General features: G+C 44.4%; 24 protein-coding genes and 1 other annotated feature. Of the genes, 20 read left to right on the forward strand and 4 right to left on the reverse strand.

What is annotated here, in order from left to right; translation table 11 throughout:
* The first annotated feature begins 37 nt into the window (after window positions 1–37).
* From thiI to IGK61_RS03310, 8 genes are all read left to right on the forward strand, one after another.
* On the forward strand, window positions 38–1,246 hold the full coding sequence (thiI, locus tag IGK61_RS03275) for a tRNA uracil 4-sulfurtransferase ThiI (protein WP_005225147.1): 1,209 nt from the start codon (window positions 38–40) through the stop codon (window positions 1,244–1,246).
* A gap of 154 nt (window positions 1,247–1,400) precedes the next feature.
* Window positions 1,401–2,054 carry a redox-sensing transcriptional repressor Rex gene (locus tag IGK61_RS03280; protein ID WP_005225148.1) on the forward strand — a complete coding sequence of 218 codons (654 nt, stop codon included), beginning with the start codon at window positions 1,401–1,403 and terminating at the stop codon, window positions 2,052–2,054.
* A gap of 65 nt (window positions 2,055–2,119) precedes the next feature.
* A complete protein-coding gene (gene tpx / locus IGK61_RS03285) occupies window positions 2,120–2,611 on the forward strand; it encodes a thiol peroxidase (protein WP_074536350.1) in 492 nt (163 codons plus the stop codon).
* Between the two features lie 57 nt (window positions 2,612–2,668).
* Window positions 2,669–2,903 (forward strand) — a binding site (T-box leader).
* A gap of 437 nt (window positions 2,904–3,340) precedes the next feature.
* Entirely contained in the window at window positions 3,341–5,986 is a 2,646-nt protein-coding gene (locus tag IGK61_RS03290; protein WP_016611927.1) for a valine--tRNA ligase, read from the forward strand.
* Between the two features lie 147 nt (window positions 5,987–6,133).
* Complete coding sequence (locus IGK61_RS03295; protein WP_074536352.1) at window positions 6,134–7,447, forward strand: bifunctional folylpolyglutamate synthase/dihydrofolate synthase; 1,314 nt, start codon at window positions 6,134–6,136, stop codon at window positions 7,445–7,447.
* Entirely contained in the window at window positions 7,440–8,114 is a 675-nt protein-coding gene (locus tag IGK61_RS03300; RefSeq protein ID WP_005225153.1) for an HAD family hydrolase, read from the forward strand. Before IGK61_RS03295 ends, IGK61_RS03300 begins: the two co-directional genes overlap by 8 nt.
* Window positions 8,115–8,196: 82 nt before the next feature.
* The gene (gene radC / locus IGK61_RS03305) at window positions 8,197–8,889 is read left to right on the forward strand and encodes a RadC family protein (protein WP_016610434.1); all 693 of its coding nucleotides are present in this window, start codon (window positions 8,197–8,199) and stop codon (window positions 8,887–8,889) included.
* 199 nt (window positions 8,890–9,088) lie between these two features.
* Window positions 9,089–9,289, forward strand: coding sequence for a cold-shock protein (locus IGK61_RS03310; RefSeq protein ID WP_005225155.1), 201 nt, complete (start codon window positions 9,089–9,091; stop codon window positions 9,287–9,289).
* Between the two features lie 144 nt (window positions 9,290–9,433).
* On the opposite strand, the gene rnjA is transcribed toward IGK61_RS03310, so the two are convergent.
* Window positions 9,434–11,113: a ribonuclease J1 gene (gene rnjA, locus IGK61_RS03315; RefSeq protein WP_005225156.1), complete on the reverse strand. Its 1,680-nt coding sequence runs from the start codon at window positions 11,111–11,113 to the stop codon at window positions 9,434–9,436.
* Between the two features lies 1 nt (window position 11,114).
* The gene (locus IGK61_RS03320) at window positions 11,115–11,327 is read right to left on the reverse strand and encodes a DNA-directed RNA polymerase subunit epsilon (protein ID WP_005225157.1); all 213 of its coding nucleotides are present in this window, start codon (window positions 11,325–11,327) and stop codon (window positions 11,115–11,117) included.
* A 401-nt stretch (window positions 11,328–11,728) separates the two neighbouring features.
* Between IGK61_RS03320 and IGK61_RS03325 the strand changes: the two genes are divergently transcribed.
* The 3 genes from IGK61_RS03325 to IGK61_RS03335 all read left to right on the forward strand — a co-directional run bounded on the left by IGK61_RS03325 (window position 11,729) and on the right by IGK61_RS03335 (window position 15,872).
* Complete coding sequence (locus IGK61_RS03325) at window positions 11,729–13,462, forward strand: ABC transporter ATP-binding protein (RefSeq protein ID WP_010747462.1); 1,734 nt, start codon at window positions 11,729–11,731, stop codon at window positions 13,460–13,462.
* The gene (locus IGK61_RS03330) at window positions 13,459–15,216 is read left to right on the forward strand and encodes an ABC transporter ATP-binding protein (protein ID WP_074536353.1); all 1,758 of its coding nucleotides are present in this window, start codon (window positions 13,459–13,461) and stop codon (window positions 15,214–15,216) included. Before IGK61_RS03325 ends, IGK61_RS03330 begins: the two co-directional genes overlap by 4 nt.
* A 62-nt stretch (window positions 15,217–15,278) precedes the next feature.
* Window positions 15,279–15,872: a gamma carbonic anhydrase family protein gene (locus IGK61_RS03335; protein ID WP_254777458.1), complete on the forward strand. Its 594-nt coding sequence runs from the start codon at window positions 15,279–15,281 to the stop codon at window positions 15,870–15,872.
* 61 nt (window positions 15,873–15,933) lie between these two features.
* Here IGK61_RS03335 and clpP read toward each other — a convergent pair whose 3' ends face one another.
* On the reverse strand, window positions 15,934–16,524 hold the full coding sequence (gene clpP / locus IGK61_RS03340; RefSeq protein WP_005225161.1) for an ATP-dependent Clp endopeptidase proteolytic subunit ClpP: 591 nt from the start codon (window positions 16,522–16,524) through the stop codon (window positions 15,934–15,936).
* A gap of 175 nt (window positions 16,525–16,699) precedes the next feature.
* Between clpP and IGK61_RS03345 the strand changes: the two genes are divergently transcribed.
* The 6 genes from IGK61_RS03345 (at window position 16,700) to glnA (ending at window position 22,417) form a co-directional block, all read left to right on the forward strand.
* On the forward strand, window positions 16,700–17,218 hold the full coding sequence (locus tag IGK61_RS03345) for a hypothetical protein (RefSeq protein ID WP_005231097.1): 519 nt from the start codon (window positions 16,700–16,702) through the stop codon (window positions 17,216–17,218).
* 222 nt (window positions 17,219–17,440) lie between these two features.
* On the forward strand, window positions 17,441–18,190 hold the full coding sequence (locus tag IGK61_RS03350) for a glycerophosphodiester phosphodiesterase (protein ID WP_081343887.1): 750 nt from the start codon (window positions 17,441–17,443) through the stop codon (window positions 18,188–18,190).
* Complete coding sequence (gene miaA / locus IGK61_RS03355; protein ID WP_074536354.1) at window positions 18,187–19,104, forward strand: tRNA (adenosine(37)-N6)-dimethylallyltransferase MiaA; 918 nt, start codon at window positions 18,187–18,189, stop codon at window positions 19,102–19,104. Before IGK61_RS03350 ends, miaA begins: the two co-directional genes overlap by 4 nt.
* Complete coding sequence (hflX, locus tag IGK61_RS03360) at window positions 19,101–20,345, forward strand: GTPase HflX (RefSeq protein WP_005225165.1); 1,245 nt, start codon at window positions 19,101–19,103, stop codon at window positions 20,343–20,345. The genes miaA and hflX overlap by 4 nt, the downstream gene beginning before the upstream one ends.
* Before the next feature lie 291 nt (window positions 20,346–20,636).
* A complete protein-coding gene (locus IGK61_RS03365; RefSeq protein ID WP_005225166.1) occupies window positions 20,637–21,017 on the forward strand; it encodes a MerR family transcriptional regulator in 381 nt (126 codons plus the stop codon).
* Window positions 21,018–21,076: 59 nt separating this feature from the next.
* On the forward strand, window positions 21,077–22,417 hold the full coding sequence (glnA, locus tag IGK61_RS03370) for a type I glutamate--ammonia ligase (RefSeq protein WP_005225167.1): 1,341 nt from the start codon (window positions 21,077–21,079) through the stop codon (window positions 22,415–22,417).
* Window positions 22,418–22,733: 316 nt separating this feature from the next.
* On the opposite strand, the gene IGK61_RS03375 is transcribed toward glnA, so the two are convergent.
* Window positions 22,734–23,123: a YxeA family protein gene (locus tag IGK61_RS03375; protein ID WP_005225168.1), complete on the reverse strand. Its 390-nt coding sequence runs from the start codon at window positions 23,121–23,123 to the stop codon at window positions 22,734–22,736.
* 234 nt (window positions 23,124–23,357) lie between these two features.
* Here IGK61_RS03375 and IGK61_RS03380 point away from each other — a divergent pair, with 234 nt between their 5' ends.
* The 3 genes from IGK61_RS03380 to IGK61_RS03390 all read left to right on the forward strand — a co-directional run bounded on the left by IGK61_RS03380 (window position 23,358) and on the right by IGK61_RS03390 (window position 25,758).
* Entirely contained in the window at window positions 23,358–23,960 is a 603-nt protein-coding gene (locus IGK61_RS03380; protein WP_074536355.1) for a LysM peptidoglycan-binding domain-containing protein, read from the forward strand.
* Window positions 23,961–24,113: 153 nt separating this feature from the next.
* The gene (gene nagB / locus IGK61_RS03385) at window positions 24,114–24,815 is read left to right on the forward strand and encodes a glucosamine-6-phosphate deaminase (RefSeq protein WP_005225171.1); all 702 of its coding nucleotides are present in this window, start codon (window positions 24,114–24,116) and stop codon (window positions 24,813–24,815) included.
* A 232-nt stretch (window positions 24,816–25,047) separates the two neighbouring features.
* Window positions 25,048–25,758 carry an MgtC/SapB family protein gene (locus IGK61_RS03390; RefSeq protein WP_074536356.1) on the forward strand — a complete coding sequence of 237 codons (711 nt, stop codon included), beginning with the start codon at window positions 25,048–25,050 and terminating at the stop codon, window positions 25,756–25,758.
* The last annotated feature ends 47 nt before the right edge of the window (window positions 25,759–25,805 follow it).

The raw sequence follows: 25,805 nt of genomic DNA on the forward strand, positions 1-25,805 counted from the left end.
CCACTATAAAATCAATCCAAATCAAAGGAGTTTTCTCGTGAATTATTCAGAAATCATGGTTCGTTATGGCGAACTGTCAACAAAGGGCAAAAATCGTCGTAGTTTTATTATGCAATTAGCTTCAAACGTCAAACGTACCTTAGCAGATTATCCCCATGTCAAAGTTCATGCCGAGCGAGATCGCATGCACTTGCTATTGAACGGTGAAAACAGCCAAGAGATCATTCCTAAGCTGCAAAAAGTCTTTGGGATTCAAAACTTTTCCCCCAGCATTCGGGTCGAAAAAGATATCGAAGTATTAAAGAAAGCCGTTCAAGACGTCATGGCAGAGATCTATACGGGTGTTGAGACCTTCAAAATCACAGCCAAGCGCAGTGATCATTCGTTTGTGCAAGATAGCAACCAGTTGAATTTGACCTTAGGGAATGCGGTGATCGACCGTTTTCCTGATATCAAAGTCCAAATGAAAAAACCAGACATCAATTTGCGTGTAGAAATACGGATCGATGGCGCTTATTTGTCTTATGAAACGATCCAAGGAGCCGCTGGGCTGCCAGTGGGCACCAGTGGAAAGGGAATGTTGATGCTTTCTGGCGGTATCGATTCGCCAGTTGCAGGCTACTTTGCCATGAAACGCGGCGTTGAGATCGAAGCGGTCCATTTTGCAAGCCCTCCTTATACGAGTGAACAAGCGTTGCAAAAAGCCAAAGATTTAACGAAGAAGCTTGCGCCTTATGTGGGAAGCATCCAGTTTATCGAAGTTCCGTTTACAGAAATCCAAGAAGAAATCAAAAATCGTGTGCCACAAGGCTATTGGATGACCATCACCCGTCGGATGATGCTGCGTTTGACGGATGCGATTCGGGAAGCTCGTCATGGCTTGATCATCTTAAATGGTGAATCATTAGGACAAGTGGCTTCACAAACTTTGCATAGCATGGTCGCCATCAATGAAGTAACCAATACGCCGATCGTGCGCCCAGTGGCAACGATGGACAAATTGGAAATCATTGAAGTTGCCGAAGCCATTGATACCTTTGAATTATCAGTTCAGCCGTTTGAGGATTGCTGCACAATCTTTGCACCTCCTCAACCAAAGACGCGCCCAAGACTGGATAAGGTCCACCAATATGAAGAACGTCTCGATATCGAAGGGATGATGGAACGTGCGATGGCTGGGTTGAAACTGGAAGCAATCACGGCAAATCAAGAAAAAGCAGCAACGGAATTCGCTGAATTTTTATAATAAAACCCCGATTTTAATGCTACGACCACAACTGTTTTTGAACATTTGTGGTCGTTTTTCATCGAGTGAGAGAGTTTGTGAATATTTTCTTGCTATTGAAAATGGAACATGCTACACTCAATATGTGAATCATTTAACAAGGAGGGTGGACAGGATGGAAGCATTAAGAGATAAAAAACTTCCGAAAGCGACGGCAAAACGTTTGCCAGCTTATTTACGACACTTAAAATTACTGGATGCCTCTGGTATTCAGCGAATCAAATCGAAAGAGTTTGCAGAAATCACGCAAGTTCCTTCAGCCACGATCCGCCGAGATTTTTCTCATCTAGGAGAATTGGGCAGAAGTGGCTATGGCTATGATGTTCCTTATCTGATTGAGGTATTGAGCTATATCTTAGAAACCAATGAAGAGAAAAAAATCGCCTTGATTGGTTATGGAAATTTAGGAAAAGCGTTAGCCAACAACAATTTTCGCAGAAATGAAAATCTTTCCGTGGTCGCGGTTTTTGACAATGATCCAGAAATGATTGGTCAGACCATTAGTGGGCGTTATGTCTATGGAATGGATCAATTGGCGGAAGTCGTAGCAGAAAAAGGGATCACCGTAGCGATTTCGACCGTTCCTAGTCGTTATTCACAAATGGCGATCGATGCGATCGTAGATGCTGGGATCACTGCAATTTTAAATTTTGCCCCTGATCCCGTCATCGTGCCAAAAGACGTCAATATCCAATACATTGATTTGACGACAGAATTGCAAACATTGATTTTTTTTGATACGACCTACTCGCAAAAATCGAAAGTCTGAGCAAATCCTTTTCGTTTTTTGACAATCTTTCTTATACTGGGAGAAAATGCTATAGGAGAGATGTTATGCAAGTTACACGCAAAGAAACGGTTTATGAGATGCCCGGCAACCAACCAAAAGTAGGGGATAAAGCAGCTGATTTTCGCTTGAAAAGTTTAGAGGACAAGGAATATACACTGACTGATTTTTTAGGAAAACCAACGATCATCAGCGTGGTTCCCGATATCGTGACACGCGTCTGTGCATTGCAGACCAAGCGTTTCAACCAAGAGGCAAGTCAATTGGATGACATCCATTTTGTCACGATTTCTAACAATACAAAAGAAGAACAAGCGCAATGGTGCGGCCAAGAAGGTGTCGACATGATCATGCTCCATGATCCGGCGAATACCTTCGGTGAGGCCTATCAAATCATGATCCCAGACTTCGGTCATTTTGCCCGAGCAATTTTCGTTTTAGACCGTGAAGTCGTGATCCAACACGTTGAGATCGTGCCTGAGATCTCCCACGAACCGGATTATCAAGCAGCCATTGATGCGGCGAAAGCAAACCTCTGATTGACTTTCAAAAAAGTTCATTGTAGAATGTAGCAAGATGAAACAAGAATCTATGATAGCAAGACAATGTTCAAGAGGAGTATCAGTGACCCTGGCGGTCAGAGAGAAGTCGGTCGGTGCAAGACTTCCCCAGACACTGAAAAGGTAGCTTGAAGGTCTTTGATCCGAACCACGGTTTGTTTCTTGCAGACAAAGCCGCACAGTAAGATCAAGCGCGTCGTGAACGTTACCTCACGTCAAAGTGGCAGAGCAATCTGCAATTTAGGTGGTACCGCGTATCAGCGCCCTAATGCCTCGGCATTAGGGCGCTTTTTGCTGTGAATCACTATGATTGGCTTGCGGAGCAAGACAGAATAGATGATGAACAGTACTAGGCGACCATAGGGAGCGTAGTAACCATACTAGGAATCACTGCGATCGGCTTGCGAAGCAAGACAGAATAGATGATGAACAGTACAAGAAGTCATCAAAATTGGTTCACGAAGCGAGTCAGATCGGTTGCCAAAAGCCCTAAGACACAATAGAGGATCACGGAAGTGTGCCTTGACCTCTGTAAGCAACGTTTTTTTTACGAACAACAAACGAGGCGTCAACAAACAACGGATAATCATCTCTACCACGGCACTAATCCTGAACGATTCAAACATTGTCACGCTTTACCCAGTAACAGGCACAAAAAACCCACACCAACCATTACGTCTAAAAAACGTAACTTTAGGAGGACCAACTATGACAGAAACTGAAAATCTATCCACCAAGTACAATCCCCAAGAAGTAGAAGCGGGGCGCTACCAAGATTGGTTAGAACATGACCGTTTTAAACCAAGCGGCAACAAAGAAGCAAAACCTTATTCTATCGTGATTCCGCCACCAAACGTAACAGGAAAATTGCACTTAGGTCATGCCTGGGATACCACGTTACAAGACATCATCATTCGTCAAAAACGGATGCAAGGGTATGACACCTTATGGCTACCAGGAATGGACCATGCCGGGATTGCTACCCAAGCCAAAGTAGAAGAAAAGCTGCGGGAACAAGGAATTTCTCGCTATGACCTTGGTCGGGAAAAATTCGTTGAACAAGTATGGGATTGGAAAGAAGAATATGCCGGTCACATTCGGGAACAATGGGCGAAACTAGGCTTATCCCTAGACTATAGCCGTGAACGATTCACGTTAGATGATGGATTATCCGAAGCGGTTCGTAAAGTTTTCGTGACGCTATATGAAAAAGGCTTGATCTATCGTGGCGAGTACATCATCAACTGGGATCCGCAAGCCCGCACGGCATTATCTGATATTGAAGTGATCCACAAAGACATCGAAGGTGCTTTTTACCATATGTCTTACGAATTAGCAGATGGCAGCGGTGTGGTGGAGATCGCAACGACTCGTCCAGAAACGATGCTGGGGGATACAGCAGTCGCGGTTCATCCAGAAGATGAACGTTATCAAGCATTGATTGGTAAAAAAGTGATCTTGCCTTTGGTCAATAAAGAGATCCCAATCATCGCAGATGAGTACGTGGACCAAGAATTTGGAACTGGGGTCGTAAAAATCACGCCTGCCCATGACCCGAATGACTTTGAGGTCGGTAACCGCCATGACCTACCACGGGTCAATGTCATGAATGATGACGGAACAATGAACGACTTAGCAGGTACTTATGCAGGCATGGATCGTTTTGCTGCTCGTAAGCAAATCGTGAAAGACTTAGAGGCGTTAGGTCGTCTGATCAAAATCGAAAAAATGGTCCATAGTGTAGGGCACTCAGAACGGACAGGCGTAGTAGTCGAACCTCGTTTATCGACACAATGGTTCGTAAAAATGGAACCATTAGCAAAACAAGCCATCGACAACCAAGAAACCGACGATGCGGTGGACTTTTATCCGCCACGTTTCAACCAAACATTCTTACGTTGGATGGAAAATGTCCATGACTGGGTGATCTCTCGTCAGTTATGGTGGGGCCATCAAATCCCAGCTTGGTACCACAAAGAAACGGGAGAAATGTATGTAGGACTTGAAGCGCCAGCGGATGCCGAAAATTGGCAGCAAGATCCAGACGTATTGGATACCTGGTTTAGTTCTGCTTTATGGCCGTTTTCAACAATGGGGTGGCCAGATGAAAACAATGAAGATTTCCAACGCTACTTCCCAACCAATACATTAGTGACTGGCTATGACATTATCGCATTTTGGGTAAGCCGTATGATCTTCCAAAGCTTGGAATTTACTGGCAAACGACCATTTGAAAATGTCTTGATCCACGGATTAATCCGTGATGAACAAGGTCGCAAAATGAGTAAGTCTCTTGGAAACGGGATCGATCCGATGGAAGTCATTGAACAATATGGTGCCGATGCATTGCGTTGGTTCTTATCAAATGGCTCTGCACCGGGGCAAGACGTGCGTTTCAGCTATGAAAAAATGGATGCCGCTTGGAACTTCATCAATAAAATTTGGAATGCTTCCCGTTTCGTCTTGATGAATGTCAGCGAAATGACTGCCGAAGACATTGATTTTTCTGGTGAAAAATCAGTGGCGGATCGTTGGATCTTGACGCGCTTGAATGAAACGATTGAAAAAGTCACTGATCTTTTTGAACGCTTCGAATTTGGGGAAGCGGGTCGTCAATTATACAACTTTATCTGGGATGACTTCTGTGACTGGTACATTGAAATGTCGAAAGAAACCTTATACGGTGACAATGAAGCAGCGAAACAAGTCAATAAGAGCATCTTAGTCCATGTTCTTGATCAAATTTTACGCTTGTTGCACCCAATCATGCCATTTGTTACAGAAGAAATCTGGAGCAAACTGCCGCATACAGGGGAATCATTAGTTGTTGCTGAGTATCCACAAGTGGCACCAGAATGGACCGATGAAAAAGCGGCGCAAGGGATGGAAGTGTTGAAAGAATTGATTCGTTCGGTTCGAAACATCCGTGCAGAAGTAAACACACCACTTTCGAAACCAATCACTTTGCTGATCCAAGCAAATGAGCCTGAGATCGAAGAATTCTTGATCGCCAACAAAAACTATATCGAACGTTTCTGTAATCCAGAAGAACTAGAAATCTCTAACAGCTTACAAGCCCCTGAATTGGCGATGTCAGCCATCTTATCAGGTGCGACGATCTACTTGCCGTTAGCTGGGTTGATCAACATTGAAGAAGAAATCGCGCGTTTGGAGAAAGAACTAGCGAAGTTCACCCAAGAAGTTCAACGGGTACAAGGCAAACTGGCGAATGAACGCTTCGTTGCCAATGCACCAGAGGAAGTCGTAGCACAAGAACGCAGCAAAGAAGCCGATTATCTTGAAAAACAAAAAGCAGTCCAAGAACGGATCGAGCAATTGCGCACGATTCAATAGGAAGCGTCGACTGTCTGCAAACAAGCATCTCTTGTAGATGCTTGTTTTTGCGTAAGCAATAGAAACCGTCAAACAAATTTCTCGTTTACAGGAAAGAAATTGGGAAAGCTGTGGGATTTTTGATAAAATAAGAGCGAGGTGAAGGAGATGACAAGCGAAGAAGCAACAGCGTGGATCCATTCGCGTTTGGCATTTGGGCAAAGACCCGGATTGATGCGTGTCGAAGCATTATTAAAACGAATGGGCAATCCTGAAAAAAACATAACCATGATCCATATCGCCGGCACGAATGGCAAAGGATCAACCGTCAGCTATTTGCGCAGTCTTTTAGAAGAAGCTGGGCAGCAAGTGGGGACTTTTACTTCCCCGCACATTGAAGCGTTCAATGAACGGATCGAAATCAATGGACAATTTATATCAGATGAGGATTTGGTCGCTTGGGTGGAAAAAATCCAGCCGCTGGTTGCTGAAATCGATCGTGATGAAACCCTGACGGGCATCACTCAGTTTGAGATCATTACTGCCATGGCATTAGGCTATTTTGAAGAAAAAAAGGTCGATGTTGCGATAATGGAAGTTGGCCTAGGGGGACTTTTAGATAGTACCAACGTTATTTCTCCGATGTTGACAGCGATCACGACGATCGGCATGGATCATATGGATGTCTTAGGCGATACCATTGAAAAAATCGCTGCCCATAAGGCGGGGATCATCAAGCCACAAATTCCCCTTGTGACTGGCAATATCGTCGAAAGCGCGCTTTCGGTGATCGATTTGAAAGCTGCAGAAGCACAGGCACCCGCGTATCATGCAGGGCAAGAGTACCGTGTGACCTATCGTCACCCTGATGAAGAGTGGGGCGAATTGTTTGATTTTGAAAATGAGCATGGCAAAATCAAAGGCTTGAAAACGCCGATGTTAGGCCGCCATCAACCAGAAAATGCCGGTGTTGCGATCCAATTGTACAGCCTGTATTGCGACCTGCGGCAACTGCCGTTTTCAGCCAAAGAGATTCGCAATGGCTTGCGAAAAGCTTATTGGCCCGCCCGAATGGAACGAATCAGCAGTGAACCACTGGTGATCATCGATGGCGCCCATAACGTGCATGCCATGGCTCGCTTGGTGGATACGATGAAAGAAGAGTTCAGCGACTATCGCATCCATGTGCTGTTCTCAGCCTTAGAAACCAAAAACGTCAATGAGATGCTTCAGCAATTGCTGACAATTCCGCAAGCCGAGATTTATTTAACGACCTTTGATTTTCCCAAAGCATTGCATTTAGCAGACGGCTATCAGGAACTCGATGAAAAACGAATCTCAACCGTCTCTTTATGGCAGTTTGGCTTGGCAGAATTATTAGAAAAAATGACCAATGAAGATTTGCTGCTGGTGACAGGATCCTTGTATTTTGTTTCAGAAGTTCGTGAATTGTTGTTGGCAATAGGAGGAAGAAATGGCTAAGTTACGTGGTGTGATTTTCGATATGGACGGCTTGATTTTTGACACGGAGCTGCTCTATTACCAAGCAACTCAAATCGTGGCGGATCAAATGGGGATTCCCTATACAAAAGAGTTGTATTTAGCTTATGTGGGGGTCTCGGATGAAGAAGTCTGGGCAGCTTACCATGAGCGGTTCGACGAAGCCTTTGGCCATCAAATGATCGAAGACTTTATCCAAGCGGCTTTTCAGCAAACGCTGGAAATGTTCCAACGGGGCGAGGCTGAATTGAAGCCAGGTATCCACGAGTTATTGCATTATCTTGATGAGAAAAAGATTCCCCGAGTGTTGGCGTCTAGCAACCAGCGCAAAGTGATCGATACCTTGCTGGAAGCAGCAGGCTTAACGGCGGAATTTCCTGAGATCGTCTGCTTTGATGATGTCACACGGGCAAAACCAGATCCTGAGATTTTTGAAAAAGCCCACGCATTATTGGCGGTACCAAAAGAAGAATTGGTGATCCTTGAAGATTCGGCTAACGGTATTCATGCTGCTCATGGGGCAGGGATCTCAGTCATTATGATTCCCGATTTGATCGCGCCGACGACCATCATTGAAGAAAAAGTCTTGAAAGTCTTACCATCACTAGAGGATGTCCCAGATTTTCTAGAAACCGCCTTTTCGATCTAGCTGCGATTTTTTGCGCACCTGATTCATGAAATACTCTCTCCTTTGCGTATCTTTTATTAGACCGACGCAAAGGAGTTTTTTTATGATCAATGAAACAGTGATTCCCCAAAGCTCGTTTCCCCGAGAGCGTTTAGTAGAATATGGAGTGGATGCCCTTTCGAATCAAGAATTATTGGCCATTTTGCTGCGAACTGGCTCACGTCCTCTGAATGTCCTCGAATTAGCGGCCAGTGTCTTGAATCGTTTTCAAGAATTGTATGAACTAAAGCAAGCGACGATCGATGAATTACAAGAAATTCGCGGCGTCGGACAAATCAAAGCCATCGAGATCAAAGCGATGGTTGAATTAGGTGTGCGAATCCAGCGCTCCGCTCAACCAAAGTACGGTAAGGTCAACTCTAGTATGGCAATCGCCCATCAGTTGATCCAAGAGTTGAAGGATTGTCGTCAAGAGCATTTACTAGGACTATATTTGAATACGAAAAATGAGATCATTCAGAAAAAAACGATCTTCATCGGATCGTTGAATCAGTCGATCGCTCACCCACGGGAGATTTTTCATTGGGCGGTACGCTACAGTGCCGCCCGAGTGATCGTCGTCCACAACCATCCCAGCGGCAGTCCCCAAGCCTCAGAGGCAGATCTGCTGTTTACACGCCGCTTGATCAAGTGCGGAGACTTGATGGGGATCGACATATTGGATCATTTGATCATTGGCGACAATGCCTATGTCAGTTTGCGAGAAGAGGGGCTGTGGCAACAGGAAGACTTGTGAAAATAAGCCGAGTTTGCGAACATTATTAAAAATAAAGGTGAATTGTCTAATCGTCTGTCTTGCAAAAAAATACGGGCAAGTGTAAAATATTATTGTAATTTTGTTTGCTGAATAGATGTTGAAACGCACGTTAGGCCTCTATCGCACAAAGGCAATGTTACACACAATTAAGTGCTTATGCACGAGGAGGTTTTTTTTAATGGAACAAGGTACAGTAAAATGGTTCAATGCTGAAAAAGGGTTTGGTTTTATCTCTCGCGAAGACGGTACAGACGTATTTGTACACTTTTCAGCGATCCAAGGTGAAGGATTCAAAACTTTAGAAGAAGGTCAAGCAGTAACTTTCGACGTGGAAGATTCTGATCGTGGACCTCAAGCAGTTAACGTAAACAAAGCGTAAGCTTTCAAACAAACTGCCAGTAAGAGCACTTTGAAATCAAAAACCCCAAAAGACCATCGATTCGATGGTCTTTTTTTTGCTTTTTATAACGGAAAGGAAAAAGGGTAGTTCTCAGTAACCTGAGAACTACCCTTGAATGTGAGACTATAAATCGTCCGGCGTCATGATCATCGAAAGGATCATTGGATGACGCTCGGTTTTTTCAAATAGGAATGGCTGTAACGCCGAAGACATCGCTTCTCTTAATTTGTGTTCTGTTGGGTCTGGTTGGTTCAAGACTTCCCGCAATGCACGGAAGAGGATCTGCTGTGCTTCGTTGATCATCTCGCCAGATTCCCGCATATAAACAAACCCACGAGAAAGGATATCTGGTCCAGCAAGGACTTCTTTCTTCGCCACATCGACTGTCGCGACAGCTAAGACGAGGCCTTCTTCTGAAAGAATGCGACGATCTCGTAAGACGACATTTCCGATATCACCGATACCGCTGCCGTCAACATAAACATCATTGGCATTGAAATGACCAGCCAAGCGAGCGGTATCCGCTGTTAAGGCCAACATGTCACCATTTTCCATAATGAAACAATTTTCTTTTGGTACACCGACATCTTGTGCCAACTGGGTGTGGATGTTCAGCATCCGAAATTCCCCGTGGACAGGCATAAAGAATTTTGGCTTCATTAGACGCAACATCAGTTTTTGTTCTTCTTGGCCACCGTGACCAGAAGTATGGATGTTGTTCAATTTGCCATGGATCACGTTTGCGCCAGCTTCCAACAACAAGTTGATCAGCTGATTGACACTCGTGGTATTTCCTGGAATCGGTGAGCTTGAGAAAATCACGGTATCATCTGGGTGAATTTGGATTTGACGGTGAGTCCCGTTGGCAATCCGACTCAAAGCAGCCATTGGCTCTCCTTGAGAACCCGTACAAAGGATCATGGTTTCGTTTGCAGGCAAACGGTTGATCTCATGAGATTCCACAAAGGTTCCATCTGGCACCTTGATATAGCCAAGGCGCTGTCCGTTGACGATTGCATTTTCCATACTGCGTCCAAAAACGGCGATTTTACGTCCAGTCGCAACCGCCGCATCTGCAGCTTGTTGGAGACGGAAAATGTTGGAGGCAAAGCTGGCAAAAATGATCCGACCATCGATTTTTTCAAAAATCTTTTGGATCGAGCTGCCGATCGTTTTTTCTGATTTGGTAAAGGTCGGAATTTCTGCATTGGTACTATCGGAAAGGAGGCAAAGGACGCCTTCTTCACCAATTTTTGCCATTTTGTGCAAGTTTGCTGGTTCGCCCACAGGCGTAAAGTCAAACTTGAAATCGCCAGTTGCGACGATATTGCCAGAAGGCGTTTTGACAACGACACCTAAAGCATCAGGGATACTGTGAGTCGTTCGGAAGAAGCTGATGGATGTTTTACGGAAACGAATCACCGTATCTTCATTGATTTCGTGTAATTCCGCATCCCGCAATAAGCCATGCTCATCTAATTTGTTGGTGATCAAAGCAAGTGCCAAGGGTCCCGCATAGATCGGGATATTGGCTTCCCGCAACAAGTAAGGGATTCCGCCAATATGGTCTTCGTGACCATGAGTGACGATCAAGCCTTTGACTTTCGGTAAATTTTGAACGATGTAGCTATAATCGGAAATGACATAGTCGATCCCAAGCAGTTCATCTTCGGGGAATTTGATTCCCGCGTCAATTAAGATGATCTCATCTTGGAATTGAACCCCATAACAGTTTTTTCCGATTTCGCCAAGTCCACCGACGCCGAATACGCCAGTCTCATTATTTTTCAGCGAAACTTTCATCTTAAAACTCCGCTAATTTGAAATCAGCGTTTTCTTTTTCGTAAGCTAAATGTTTTTCATCTAGTTCTTGAACGAACTCGATGTTGTATGGGGTATTTTGTTCAACCAGACGGCGTGCGATCACTGCATCGTCTGCTTCAATGTACAAAGAGTGGGTTTGTTCTCTCTTTGGGTTGCGGTCTTTTGTTTCTTGGTAATAAATTTTGTAAATCATATCTTTTCTCCTTTATCTGCTTTTCGCAGTAGTCTATTTGGTTGATGAATTCGCTGCATCACAAAATCGAGGTCCGAATAAAGTGACCTGAAAAGAAGGCTTCGAGAGCCGCTGCATGCTTTTTTCAGACAATCGTTGTGAGAAAAAAGAGAAAGCCTCGTCTTTGCTTTCCAAATGTCGTCATAAAAAATTCACCGGGTTTGTAAGTCGTTCCACTACAAGTATCCCTAGTTTATCACAGAAAAACGAATAAGTATAGAAACACGTCATTTTGAAAAGGCTTACTGAAAGAAAATGAAAGGACTATCGCTGAAGTTTGCTTTTTTTCGTTGAAAGTGCATTACAATAAGAATATTCCTATGCTATAGTAGAAGTAATGAAGTAAAAAAGGAGGGGATTTTTTGAAATTAATGTGGCACTACACGATGAGAAACAAGAAACTGCTGGTTTTTAATTTCATCTGTGTTTTTGGTTTTATTTTGATTGAATTAGGTTTGCCGACGTTATTGGCAAGAATGATCGACAAAGGGATCGCCGCTGGTGATCGCGACTACATATGGAAAATGGGTGCGGCGATGATCGCGATCACCATTGTGGGGATCACGATGAACATTTTGTTAGGCTATTTCACGTCACGTATCACCACTAACATTGTGGCAGATATTCGTGACGATCTTTTTGAAAAAGTCCAAGGCTATTCACATACCGAATATGAAAAAATCGGGGTTTCATCATTGATCACCCGTGTGACCAATGATGCGTATCAAATCATGCTGTTTATGCAAAGCATCTTACGGACAGGTTTAATGACACCCATGATGTTTGTGGTCAGCTTGTACATGGTCATGCGGACAAGTACACAACTAGGGTTGTATGTTTTGGGGGCATTGCCGATATTGCTGATGGCCGTCATCGCCATTGCCAAAATCTCGGAACCCTTATCCACTAAACAACAAGCCAATCTAGATAAAATCAATGGCATCTTGCGGGAAAATCTCTCTGGTTTACGAGTGATCCGTGCCTTCGTCAATGAAAAATTTGAAGAAAAACGCTTTGGCAAAGTCAACCAAGCCTATGCTTCTAGTTCTCGCAGCTTGTTTCGCTTGATGGCAACGGCACAACCAGGCTTTTTCTTCTTATTCAATATCGTGATGATCTTGATTATTTGGACGGGAAGTATTCAAATCGATCAAGGGCAACTGCAAGTCGGTGACTTGATTGCATTTATCGAATACATCTTCCATGCGCTGTTTTCTTTCATGCTGTTTGCGACTGTCTTTACGATGTATCCACGAGCGGCGGTTTCTGCTCGTCGAATCCAAGAAGCGTTAGATGCGACTTCTGAAATCAAAGAGCCAGAACAGCCAGTGACAGAAACTAAGACGAAAGGCTTCTTGGAATTCAAAAATGTTACCTTTGCTTATCCAGGACATGCGCAAAGTCCAGTGATCCGTAATGTTAGCTTTACCGCTTCACCAGGGGAAACCGTGGCGTTTATCGGTAGTACTGGAAGTGGAAAATCAACCTTGATCCAATTGATCCCACGTTTTTACGACGTCAGCGAAGGCCAAGTCTTGGTGGATGGTGTTGACGTTCGGGATTACAGCTTAACGACGTTGCGCAACAAGATCGGGTTTATCCCTCAAAAAGCATTGCTATTTACAGGGACGATCGCAGAAAACCTACGCTATGGGAAAGAAGATGCCACGCAAGCAGAGCTGGAACGAGCAGCCGAGATTGCGCAAGCGGCAGATTTCATTTCTCGCACACCAGATGGCTTTGATGCTCACTTGGCAGAAGGCGGAACCAACTTCTCTGGCGGACAAAAGCAACGCCTAGCGATTGCCCGTGCGGTGATCCGCCAACCAGAGATCTATATTTTTGATGATAGTTTTTCTGCATTGGATTACCAAACGGATGCAAAATTGCGGGCACGCTTGAAAAAAGAAACCACAGAATCGACCGTTTTGATCGTTGCTCAACGAGTAGGAACGATCATGAATGCCGATAAGATCGTCGTCTTGAACGAAGGCGATGTGGTTGGCATCGGCACCCACAAAGAACTGCTGCAAACTTGTCCAGTATACTACGACATTGCGGCGTCACAATTATCAGAGGAGGAGTTGGCACAATGAAAGCAATCTCTTCTTTAAAACGGTTAGGTGCTTACATCAAACCGTACAAAGTACAATTTATCCTAGTCTTGCTGTTTACTGTTGCAACCGTCGGCTTCAATGCGGCAATGCCGTATGTTTCTGGATTGCCAACGACAGAGATCAGCCGCAACATCGCTGCAGGCGAAGGCGTTAATTTTGATTACGTGATCCTTTGCTTGATCTGGATCGCAGTCGTTGGTGTCGGTTACTGTTTCTCACAATTGATGTCAGGGCTGCTGATCACCAACGTTGTCCAATCTGCGATGCGAGATCTGCGGCAAGATATTGAAGAAAAAATCAATCGTTTGCCCGTTTCTTACTTCGACCGCAACCAACAAGGGAATATCTTGTCACGGGTGACCAATGACGTGGATGCCGTCAGCGGTGCAATGCAGCAAGCCTTGATCGGGATCGTCAATGCCTTCTTAGGAATCGTTATGGCGGTTTCCATGATGTTTTACATCAATACCTACATGGCGTTGGTTTCATTGATCATGATCCCAGCCTCCTTATTGATTTCTCGCACGATCGTCAAAAAGTCGCAAAAAGACTTCCAAGGCATGCAAAATGCGTTAGGGGATCTGAACGGCTACGTACAAGAAAACATGACTGGATTCAGTGTGTTGAAAGTGTATGGACGGGAAAAGCAAACACTTGAAGGGTTTAAAAACGTTAACCACCAGTTGCGCTATTACGGCTTTCGTTCTGCCTTTGTGTCAGGCTTGATGATGCCGCTGGTGCAAATGACCGCTTACTTTACCTATATCGCAATGGCAGTCATGGGGAGCTTTTATGTGATCAGCGGCGTGATCGTTGTTGGTCAGCTGCAAGCGTTCATACAATACATTTGGCAAGTCAGTCAGCCAATGGGGAACATTACCCAGCTGTCATCCGTCTTGCAAAGTGCCTCAGCAGCAGCAAAACGGGTCTTTGAAATCCTAGATGAGGAAGAAGAACCCGTCAATCAAACGGATATCCAATTGCCAGAACAAATCAGAGGCGACGTGACCTTTGAACATGTCGGCTTTGCCTATGATCCGAAAAAACCGTTGATCAAAGACTTGAACTTTGAAGTCAAAGCTGGACAAACCGTGGCGATCGTGGGACCAACAGGTGCTGGGAAAACCACCTTGATCAATTTGTTGATGCGTTTTTATGATGTCAATGAAGGGGCCATCAAGATCGACGGCATCGACACGAAGAAAATGGAACGTCATGATGTTCGGTCACTGTTTGGGATGGTCTTACAAGATGCATGGTTGTACGAAGGCACGATCGGCGACAACATTCGCTTTGGGAAATTAGATGCCACCGATTATGAAGTCGTTGATGCAGCGAAAACCGCCAACGTCGATCACTTCATTCGCACGATGCCAGACGGCTACGAAATGATCATCAATTCTGAAGGCGACAATGTCTCCTTGGGACAAAAACAATTGTTGACCATCGCACGGGCAGTCATCTCTGATCCGAAGATTTTGATTCTCGATGAAGCCACCAGTTCGGTGGATACCCGCTTAGAAGCGCTGATTCAAAAAGCAATGGATAAAGTGATGGAAGGTCGTACCAGCTTTGTGATCGCCCATCGTTTGTCAACGATTCGTGAAGCAGATCTGATCTTAGTGATGGATCAAGGGTCGATCATTGAAAAAGGCAATCACGAGGCCTTGTTGGCAGCTGGCGGTTTTTATAGCCAACTGTATCAAAGTCAATTTTCAGAAGAAGCCGAGTAAGCCCAAAAGAGCGTCCAGTCAGACTGGCGCTCTTTTTGCATTGTCGCAAGGGTGGTGCTATAGTGAAAAAAGAAAGCGCATATCCGTTTATGGATTGGAAGGAGAAGTTGATGGACAAAGAACAATCAGGGAATGAAACCCACAAAACAGTTTCGCCAGCCTCGTTGCAAGGAACACCTTGCTTTGTGGCAAAAAATGCGACGATCGTAGGAAACGTGACTCTAGGAAAAGAGAGTACGGTCTGGTTTCAAGCAGTGATTCGAGGCGATGCCAATCGCATCGAAATCGGCGCGCGTACCAATATTCAAGATGGAACGATCATCCACGTTGATCACGATGCCCCGACGATCGTTGAAGACGATGTGACTGTTGGGCATCAGTGTATGCTTCATGGCTGTACCATCAAAAAAGGGGCGCTGATCGGCATGAGCTCGATTGTTTTGAATCATGCAGTGATCGGTGAAAATAGTTTGTTAGGTGCTGGTTCGTTAGTGACGGAAGGAACCGTCATTCCTCCTAATGTGTTGGCGTTTGGTCGTCCGGCACGAGTGATCCGCCCGTTGACAGAAGAAGAGATCGCCAAAAATCAGGCAAACATCACGCATTACGTGGAAAATGGGCATGCTTACCAACAAGGCCAATATGGCGAAGTCTGACGATGAACCAAAAGACGCAAAAAGGTGTACGAATTGCTTCGTACACCTTTTTTATGCAAGCTTATTTCAATTTGTTTGATTCCATGATCTCGTCGATCAAGCCGTAATCTTTGGCTTCTTGTGCGGTCATGAAGTTGTCGCGATCGGTGTCGCGTTCAATCACTTCGATTGGTTGACCAGTACGTTCTGACAAGATTTTGTTCAGACGTTCGCGGGTTGCCAAAATGTGGCGGGCAGCAATTTCGATCTCAGTTGCTTGACCTTGGGCGCCACCTAATGGTTGGTGGATCATGATCTCTGCATTTGGTAACGCAAAGCGTTTGCCTTTTTCACCAGCGGTCAATAAGAATGAACCCATAGAAGCAGCCATCCCCATAACGATGGTTTGAACATCGGCTTTGATAAAGTTCATGGTATCAAAGATCGCTAGACCAGCAGTAACGCTTCCGCCAGGCGAGTTGATGTACAAGTAGATGTCTTTTTCAGAATCTTGTGCGTCCAAGAATAAAAGCTGAGCAATGATCGAGTTTGCTAAGTCATCGGTTACTTGACCACTCAACATAATGATCCGGTCTTTTAATAGACGAGAATAGATGTCATACGCTCTTTCACCGCGAGATGATTGTTCAATGACTGTAGGAATTAAATTCATAGTGATAGTCCTCCTAAAAATCGTTATAGATATAGTTTAGCATAAAGTTTTCGCAATATCTAAGAGATAGTATACCGATTAGGTCAAGAAAGGTCAAATAAAAAGTTCGTTATCTTTTTTGCGAAACTTTCAAATATGATACAATATGAAAAAAGGAATGAGGAAGGATCGAAGAATGGCAGTAGCAATAGCAGGTTTGATCGGCGTCTTAGTGGGCGCATTGTTAGTAACCATCATTTTTAATTTACGCATTCGGTATGAGGAGCAAAAAGAAAAACAACGCCGTTTGTTGGAGCATAAAGTCAAAGAAATCGAAACGTTGGTTTTATTGAATCAAAAAATCAGTGAGATTCTACAAAAACGGGTCATGTTGATGGATGAGTATGTCAGCTTTGATGCCTTTGACGACTGTTATATCACCATCGATGATTTTGCCTATCTACAATCTTTTGCGGCGCAAAACAGTTTTTATCTACCGAATTTTTTCTTAGAAGAATTTTTCAAAAAAATCGGAACACGTCGGGTGATTTTATCCCCAGAGGAAACTGTTAAAATCGGTGGGTATACCTATAAAGGCGGTCGGATCATTATGGAAAATTTCCTTGATCAATTAGTCGAAATGGTCAATGAGCGCAAAACTCAAATGAAAAACATGACCAGCGAACCGTTGACCTATTTTTCAAAAACGATTTGATTCTACTGGTCAGCCGTTTTCCTTGGTTGAGGCAACCAAACCAGAGTATCGACGGTTGCGCTTTTTTAACTGATCACACACACTCTTACTGCGATCATAGTAAGAGTGTTTTTCTTTGACCGAAACAAAGCGCTGTCCCTCTTAAAAGGATCGAAACAAACAGAGGCTTTTTGGTTCTAGGAGATTCCATGGTAAAATAAAGAGTGAGAATGGAGTGAAAGAATGATGGTACAAATCGTTGCCCACCGCGGGAGTAGCGGCAACCGACCTGAAAACACGCTACCAGCATTTGCGGAAGCGGTGCGGGTCAAAGCTGATATCATTGAGTTAGATGTACATCTATCAAAAGATGGCGGCTTGATCGTCATGCATGATGAAACGGTTGATCGAACGACCAACGGCAAAGGTCGGATCTGTGACCTGACGGTTGCTGAACTAAAAGAACTCAATGCTGGCAGCTGGTTTTCTGAGGAATTTCAAGCCGCCAAAGTCCCCACGCTAAAAGAAGTGTTGGATTTACTTGCAGCGAAGAATTATCGTGGCATTTTGACGATCGAATTAAAAACCGATCATTATGAGTATGAAGGAATCGAAGCCAAAGTATCCGACTTAATGAATAGTCAAGAATGGCCCTTTACTCATTGGTATTGTTCCTTCAATATCGAGACCTTGGATCGGATGCATGCGATCGAACCGGATGCGACCCTTGATTTTATTATGGGACGCGGGGAAGACAAACCACCGTTGGCGCTCAGCCGACCGTATATCGAAGGAATTCATCCTGCCTATCGCTGGGTTCAAGAGACAGCAACGGTCTTAACTGATTTTCCGATCGCGATCCGTCCGTGGACTGTCAACGAAGAAGCGGCGATTCGCACCTGCTTGGCTCTGGGGTTGACGGGGATCATCACCGATTTTCCAGAAAAAGCTCGGGCAATTGTGCAGCAGGTCCGCGAGGAAACAAAAGGATGAAAAAAGTCTTAGTAATCGTGGGACCGACCGCAGTCGGCAAAACCGCCTTGAGTATCCAGTTAGCCAAAAAATACCATGGGGAGATCATCAGCGGGGATTCCATGCAAATTTACCGTCAGTTAGATATCGGTACCGCTAAAGTGACGAAGGAAGAAATGGCAGGAATTCCTCATCATTTGATCGATATTCGTGCAATGACGGAAGCATACTCTGCCGCTGATTTCCAGCAAATGGGGCGTGAAACCATCGAGACGATCCAGCAGCAAGGAAAGCTGCCGATCGTTGTAGGGGGAACAGGGTTATACATCCAAGCGCTTTTGTATGACTTTCGTTTAGGGGCAGAAGAAGGCGACCCAACGATTCGTCAGCGTTACGAACAAGAAGCAGCAGCCATCGGCAAAGAAGCTTTATGGCAAAAGCTGCAGGCGGTCGATCCCTTGGCAGCAGCGAAGATCCACTACAACAATGAGCGGAAAGTGATTCGTGCGTTGGAGGTTTTTGAAATGACTGGCGAAAGTATCGCTGCACCAAAAGAGACACCACAAGCTTTGTACGATTTCTTCATGATCGGGTTAACCACTGAGCGAGAAGTGTTATACCAGCGAATCAATCAGCGGGTGGACTTGATGATGGATCAAGGCTTGATCGAAGAAGCAAAAGCTGTTTTGCAGTATCCAGAAACGCAAGCCGCCAAAGGGATCGGCTACAAGGAATTTTTGCCCTATTTTCAAGGGCAGGCCACATTGGAGGAGACCATTGAGCAAATCAAGCAAAACTCACGCCGCTACGCCAAGCGGCAGCTGACGTGGTTCAATAACCGAGCACAGCCCCGATGGATTGATTTAGTGAGGCAACCTGAAGAACAACGTACCCTTGAAACAGAAATCGACCAATGGTTGGAGGAGAAAAGATGAGCCAAGAACGTGTGATTCTTGTCGGAGTAGAAACGGAGAAAAACTATCTTCATTTTGATTCGTCAATGAAAGAATTGAAAAGCTTAACAAAAACCGCCAATGGTGAAGTTGTTTTTTCACTGGTGCAAAAACGGCAGCAAGTCGATCGACAAACCGTGATCGGCAAGGGGAAAGTTGCGGAATTGCAGCAGTTGGCAGAAGCACATGAAGCAGATCTAGTGATCTTCAATCATGAACTGACACCAAGGCAAAGCCAGTTGATCGGTGATGCGCTAGAAGTGCCAGTGATTGATCGCGTCCAGCTGATCCTTGATATTTTTGCGATGCGTGCCCGTTCCAAAGAAGGAAAGCTGCAAGTAGAATTGGCGCAGCTGGATTATTTGCTTCCACGCTTGATAGGGCAAGGAAAGAACATGTCTCGGCTAGGGGGCGGAATCGGAACGAGAGGGCCAGGGGAAACCAAGCTGGAGACCGATCGTCGACACATCCGCAACCGCATTACCATCATCAAACGGGAATTGAAGGAAGTGGCAGCCCATCGAGACCGGACACGCCAAAAGCGCAAAGACAGCCAAGTCTTTCAAATGGGCTTGATTGGTTATACCAATGCTGGAAAATCAACTATTTTAAATATTTTGACCAGTGCGGATACGTATGAGCAAGACCAGTTGTTTGCGACACTCGATCCTTTGACGAAACGCTGGCGGATGCCAGAAGGATTCGAAGTCACCATTACCGATACGGTTGGTTTTATCCAAGAATTGCCGACCCAATTGATCGATGCGTTTCATTCCACACTGGAGGAAAGTCAAAACATGGACTTCTTGCTGCATGTCGTCGATGCCAGTTCCGAAGAACGGGTCCAGCAAGAGGAGACGGTCTTAAAATTAATGGAGGAACTTTCTTTGACCCAATTACCGATGTTGACGGTCTACAATAAGGCGGATCGCATCGACGCCGATCAGTTTGTCCCAACGCTCTTTCCCAACGTCTTGATCTCGGCAAAGAGTACCAAAGGCAAAGAACGCTTGACTCAGGCAATCAAAATGGAATTGATGCAGATCATGCAGCCTTATCATCTAGTGCTGCAAGCCGATGAAGGCAATGCGCTGAATCGTTTAAAACGGGAGTCGCTAGTGTTGAGCAATGCCTTCGATGAAGCAACACAGACCTATCATATCAAAGGATTTGCGCTGGAGGATACCTATCCACTACGCAGAATGGCGCAAGAACAAGAATAAACAGAAGCGGTGCAGCCGATGCACCGTTTTTTTTGTGGTGACAAAATTATGGAAGTATAAGTGGTTTGGCTTCCTTCAAGTGCAAAACCCGAACGTTTTTGGCTAAGGCACCATTTCTTCCAGAAAAAGGACTGCTTGAACATGCGATCAAATCAAGGGCTCAGTGGAAAAATCAAAAAAAATTTGCATTCATGTCACTTTTTCTAACATGAAGGGTTGACACGCAAAAAAAGAATTGGTATAGTTTCCATAAAGTTACGCAGCATCATTGAAACGGAGGGGAGCCAAGTTATGCGGGAAAAAGAATTGCGGCGCTCAATGTCAGTCTTTCCTATCGGAACAGTCATGAAATTGACCGATCTCACCGCCCGTCAAATTCGTTATTACGAAGAACAAGAATTGATCCACCCGGAACGCAGCGATGGCAATCGACGAATGTACTCGCTGAATGATATTGATACCTTGCTTGAGATCAAAGACTATCTTTCCGATGGACTGAACATGGCGGGAATCAAACGAGTTTATGAAATGAAAGTTGCCAAAGAAAAAGAAGCGAAGAACAAACCGCCGCTGACCGATGAAGATGTACGTCGAATTTTTTATGATGAACTCTTGGCTCAAGGTGGATTGAATCAACAACAGCCATACCAGCAAAAAGGTCCACGAATGTAGAGCATTAGTAGATCGTTGCTGTGATATAAAAAAAGAATTGGGAAAAAGGAAGGGATACTATGCCAAAATTTGAAAGAACTGCCGAAGACATCAAACAAATCGTAAAGGATGAGAACGTGCGCTTTTTACGCTTGATGTTTACTGATATTTTAGGAACGAACAAGAACGTTGAAGTACCTGTAAGTCAATTAGATAAAGTACTGGAAAACAAAATGATGTTTGACGGTTCTTCTATTGAAGGATTTGTCCGTATTGAAGAAAGTGACATGTATCTGTATCCTGATTTGTCCACCTGGATGATTTTCCCTTGGGAAAGTGAACATGGTAAAGTGGCTCGTTTGATCTGTGATATCTACAATCCAGATGGCACCCCATTTGCAGGCGACCCTCGCGGCAACTTAAAACGGGCATTAGCAGACATGCAATCCCTTGGTTTTACTTCTTTCAATCTTGGACCAGAACCAGAATTTTTCCTATTCAAATTAGATGAAGCAGGCGAAATCACAACGGAATTAAACGACAAAGGCGGCTACTTCGATTTTGCCCCAACCGATCTAGGGGAAAACTGCCGTCGCGATATCGTATTAGAATTAGAAAGCCTTGGCTTTGAAGTTGAAGCGTCTCACCATGAGGTGGCACCAGGGCAACACGAAATCGACTTTAAATATGCGGATGCAGTGGAAGCATGTGACAACATCCAAACCTTCAAGCTTGTCGTGAAAACCATTGCTCGTAAACACGGCTTGCATGCGACCTTTATGCCAAAACCATTGTTCGGCATCAACGGTTCAGGTATGCACTGCAACATGTCCTTGTTCAAAGGTGATGAAAATGTCTTCTTTGATGAAGAAGGACCAATGCAATTAAGCCAAACAGCGTATCACTTCTTAGGCGGTTTGATCGAACACGCCCGTGCTTACACGGCTGTCTGCAACCCAACCGTCAACTCTTACAAACGCTTAGTGCCAGGTTACGAAGCGCCTGTATACGTGGCATGGTCAGGACGCAACCGTTCACCATTGATTCGGGTACCAGAATCAAGAGGCTTGTCAACACGTTTGGAATTGCGTTCAGTTGACCCATCCGCTAACCCATACTTAGCAATGGCTGTTTTATTACAAGCAGGACTTGATGGCGTTAGACGTGAGTTGACACCACCACCAGCTGTCGACCGCAACATCTACATCATGAACGAAACAGAACGTGCAGAAGCACAAATCGAAGATCTGCCATCAACGATTCACAATGCCATCAAAGCATTGCGCAAAGACCAAGTGATGATCGATGCCTTAGGCAAACACATCTATGCCAACTTTGTCGAAGCAAAACGATTAGAATGGGCAGCCTTCCGCCAAACAGTCTCCGAGTGGGAAAGAGAACAATACTTGGAACTCTATTAAAATCGAAAAAAAAGCCGCTAGAGATAAACAATCTAGCGGTTTTTTATGATGAAACCAGCGTTTATCCTATTGACTCTGGTTTTTATTTATTTCCGATCGTCAATAGCTGCTTGATCAAAATTTGAGAAAAAAACCATTGCGAAGCTAGAGCGGTTTTGTCTATAAGAAGCGTAACTCCTGACCATTGGGAAAAATCAAAAAATACCAGTCGGGCGAGGACTGGTAAGAGGAAGAAAAATAGTTTTGGTATAAAGCTAGCATAGTCGGTCAAAGTAAAATGAACCTTAAAAAGTAGAAAGTTTCTTGTAAGAAGTTCTCATTCGTCAAAGGTTTCCAGCTCAGACAGTATTTTTGCGGGGACTTCTGATTGAGGGACTTCGTTGGGACCAGAAATGATGCGGGTCTTACTGATTTCTGCTTTGACTAAAGTATTTGGAGCCAATGGTTTTACATTTTCGCCCGTCAGGTCATAGGTCATGAGTTCTTTTTCACCATTTTTCTTTACGAATTCAAAGGTGTATTTGTAGGTGAAAGAGCCATCGATTTTTTCACCAGAATCGCTGTAGGTCTGTGTCTTTTCAGGGACTTTGTTGGGCGTGATAGCATAAGCCGTGATGCCGCGATACGTTGTTGCGTAGTACGTGTAGCCAAAATAGCCGGCTACGACAATAATCAAAACGCCAAGCGTTAATAGTAGTTTTTTCATGGGTGTCATTCCTTTCCATTACTAGCATCACTATAGCATGTGGCCACTAAAAGCACTCATCGAAAGGGATAACAATATTGTAAGTTTAGCATTTTTGAATAAAAATCCTGTAACTTTCTGTTTAACAATTGTGATAATGAAAAATATTTCTGAAACCTTCCTGCAATATTGTAATGTTATTCTCTTACTTGTGCCCGATAGCGGGACAAATAATCAAAAGAGAGGTTTTTTCATTTGAAAAAATTTGCATTTACAGTTGTTGCAGGATTTGGTTTATTCGTTGGTGGAACAGTTGTGTCAGCAGCAGAACAAACCCATGTTGTCGAACCAGGAGACACTCTATCTGGGATCGCTGCTACTTATCAAACAACGGTCGAAGACCTTTTAGCTTTAAATGATTCGATCGAAAATCCCAATATGATTTTTGATGGCGAAACATTGTTGGTTTCTAACGATGGCCAATCAGTAGAAAACAAAGAAACAAGTACGAAAGAAAGCACAGAAAAAAGTGAGTCTACAGCGACTGCTAACGTGAGTCAAACTCGTTCAAGCGTTCCTGGTGCTGGTTCTGGTGTCTTGAATCCAGTGGATGGGATCAACTATTTCAATGGTGTGAGAGAATCGTACTACTCACAAAAAGTCTTGCCAGGAGGCGGATTGAATATCCCTGGTCGCCATGTAGCATCAGACGGAACCATCCGTGATGCCGATGGGTACATCGTTGTTGCCAGTGATAATCAACCGAAAGGATCGACTGGTCAATCATCTTTAGGTGCCTATAAAGTCTATGACACAGGTGTCGGTCATAGCGGTATTGATGTTTATACGAATTGGTAAGCAAGTAGAATACGAGTAGAGACGAGCGCATTTTAGAGCTCGTCTTTTTTTGATTGGCGAGAAAAAATCGTCATCTGGTCTAGACTAATTATTGTAATCAAACACAACCTGTGGTATTATTGGACTATACCAAATAGAAACGGAGCGCTGATCATGGAAATTATTCGCGTTAAAGATGCTGCTCAAGGCGGAAAGAAAGCTTTTGAATTGATTCAAGAAGGTATGGCAAATGGCGCCAAGGTCCTAGGTTTAGCAACAGGAAGCACGCCAGAAACCCTTTATGCAGAAATGACTGCCAGTGAAGTTGATTTTTCAGAAATGACTTCAGTCAACTTAGATGAATACGTAGGACTAGGCGGCGAAGACGAACAAAGCTATCGCTACTTCATGAATGCTCATTTATTCAATAAAAAACCATTCAAAGAAACCTTCGTACCAAACGGCAAAGCGGAAGACTTAGAAGCAGAATGCCAACGCTACGATAGCGTGATTGCGGATCACCCAGTTGATATCCAAATCTTGGGTATCGGTCAAAACGGACATATCGGCTTCAACGAACCTGGTGCATCTTTTGAAGGAACGACCTCAGTCGTTGATTTGACTGAATCAACCATCAATGCCAACAAACGCTACTTTGATAAAGTCGAAGACGTCCCAACGACGGCAATTTCAATGGGGATCGGTTCGATTATGCAAAGCAAAAAAATCATTTTGATGGCATTTGGCGAAGTCAAAGCGGATGCGATCCAAAAAATGATTGAAGGACCCGTAACCAACGAATTACCGGCTTCTGTTTTACAAAAGCATGATGACGTGATCGTGATCATCGATGAGGCTGCTGCCAGCAACCTGTAAAACAAAATCAGCCCTTTTCAGAAATAAGTCAGAAGGAAAAATGAGCCATCCTCGCAGCTTCCCCCTGCGCTTGTGCAGTAGCGCCAGCGCAGCTGCGAGCAATGGTTTGTAGCTTACTTGCTTATTTTCTGAGGGGGCTTTTTTTATTTGGCTGATTCGGCGCTGTTTTTTTCTTTTTTTCATCAGAGATGCTATAGTTAAAAGAGAGAATACGAAGAAAAGAGGGATGCAAATGGTTGATATGCATTTATCCATTCCTGAAGTAGCGCTGAGATTGCTGCTGGCAATGATCATGGGAGGAGCGATTGGGTACGAGCGGCAGTACAAAAGCCGACCAGCTGGTCTTAGAACCCATATCTTGGTTTGCATGGGAGCTTGTGTCATTGCTTTGATCCAAGTGGAGATCGCCACAGGTGCCATGCGAGATGCACTAAATCATCCAGATTTAGCAGGCGTGATTCGCTCAGACGAAGCACGATTGATCGCACAAGTCGTCAGCGGGGTCGGTTTTCTAGGCGCCGGAACGATCATTGTGACGAAGCGCTCGGTGACGGGGTTGACGACGGCTGCTTCCTTATGGGCGATCGCAGGTTTAGGAATTGCCATCGGGATGGGCTTTTACACCATCGCATTAAGCAGTTTTATCGGGATCTTCTTTGCATTGACGATCGTTAAGCGGATCGTCCGCGTACCAACAGCAAAGAAATTGGAGATCCAGTACATCCATCGCACCGAGACCAAAGAGTTTTTGACGGAGTACTTCCAAGAGAAAAATATCGTGATCGAAGATGTCAATTTTGATGTCAAATTCATGGAAGACTATCGCATTTATACCAACATTTATACGATTGATCTCCCGCGAGGGCTAGGCTTTTCTGAAGTGATCGAAGAATTGTCTGTCTACAAAAATGTCACAAAGATCCGCTTAGTGGATATTGCTTAAAAGCAACAAAAAAGCGAGATTGAAACGTAACGCAAACAGGTATCGTT

The sequence above is a fragment of the Enterococcus sp. AZ063 genome (assembly GCF_051715045.1).
In the GTDB taxonomy this organism is placed as follows: domain Bacteria; phylum Bacillota; class Bacilli; order Lactobacillales; family Enterococcaceae; genus Enterococcus_D; species Enterococcus_D casseliflavus.

Excerpts from the sequence above, each read along its gene's own strand:
- IGK61_RS03280 (WP_005225148.1), top strand. The coding sequence starts at position 1,401 with ATGGAAGCATTAAGAGATAAAAAACTTCCGAAAGCGACGGCAAAACGT.
- tpx (WP_074536350.1), top strand. The coding sequence starts at position 2,120 with ATGCAAGTTACACGCAAAGAAACGGTTTATGAGATGCCCGGCAACCAA.
- IGK61_RS03290 (WP_016611927.1), top strand. The coding sequence starts at position 3,341 with ATGACAGAAACTGAAAATCTATCCACCAAGTACAATCCCCAAGAAGTA.
- IGK61_RS03295 (WP_074536352.1), top strand. The coding sequence starts at position 6,134 with ATGACAAGCGAAGAAGCAACAGCGTGGATCCATTCGCGTTTGGCATTT.
- IGK61_RS03300 (WP_005225153.1), top strand. The coding sequence starts at position 7,440 with ATGGCTAAGTTACGTGGTGTGATTTTCGATATGGACGGCTTGATTTTT.
- radC (WP_016610434.1), top strand. The coding sequence starts at position 8,197 with ATGATCAATGAAACAGTGATTCCCCAAAGCTCGTTTCCCCGAGAGCGT.
- IGK61_RS03310 (WP_005225155.1), top strand. The coding sequence starts at position 9,089 with ATGGAACAAGGTACAGTAAAATGGTTCAATGCTGAAAAAGGGTTTGGT.
- rnjA (WP_005225156.1), bottom strand. The coding sequence starts at position 11,113 with ATGAAAGTTTCGCTGAAAAATAATGAGACTGGCGTATTCGGCGTCGGT.
- IGK61_RS03320 (WP_005225157.1), bottom strand. The coding sequence starts at position 11,327 with ATGATTTACAAAATTTATTACCAAGAAACAAAAGACCGCAACCCAAAG.
- IGK61_RS03330 (WP_074536353.1), top strand. The coding sequence starts at position 13,459 with ATGAAAGCAATCTCTTCTTTAAAACGGTTAGGTGCTTACATCAAACCG.
- clpP (WP_005225161.1), bottom strand. The coding sequence starts at position 16,524 with ATGAATTTAATTCCTACAGTCATTGAACAATCATCTCGCGGTGAAAGA.
- IGK61_RS03345 (WP_005231097.1), top strand. The coding sequence starts at position 16,700 with ATGGCAGTAGCAATAGCAGGTTTGATCGGCGTCTTAGTGGGCGCATTG.
- IGK61_RS03350 (WP_081343887.1), top strand. The coding sequence starts at position 17,441 with ATGATGGTACAAATCGTTGCCCACCGCGGGAGTAGCGGCAACCGACCT.
- miaA (WP_074536354.1), top strand. The coding sequence starts at position 18,187 with ATGAAAAAAGTCTTAGTAATCGTGGGACCGACCGCAGTCGGCAAAACC.
- hflX (WP_005225165.1), top strand. The coding sequence starts at position 19,101 with ATGAGCCAAGAACGTGTGATTCTTGTCGGAGTAGAAACGGAGAAAAAC.
- IGK61_RS03365 (WP_005225166.1), top strand. The coding sequence starts at position 20,637 with ATGCGGGAAAAAGAATTGCGGCGCTCAATGTCAGTCTTTCCTATCGGA.
- glnA (WP_005225167.1), top strand. The coding sequence starts at position 21,077 with ATGCCAAAATTTGAAAGAACTGCCGAAGACATCAAACAAATCGTAAAG.
- IGK61_RS03375 (WP_005225168.1), bottom strand. The coding sequence starts at position 23,123 with ATGAAAAAACTACTATTAACGCTTGGCGTTTTGATTATTGTCGTAGCC.
- nagB (WP_005225171.1), top strand. The coding sequence starts at position 24,114 with ATGGAAATTATTCGCGTTAAAGATGCTGCTCAAGGCGGAAAGAAAGCT.
- IGK61_RS03390 (WP_074536356.1), top strand. The coding sequence starts at position 25,048 with ATGGTTGATATGCATTTATCCATTCCTGAAGTAGCGCTGAGATTGCTG.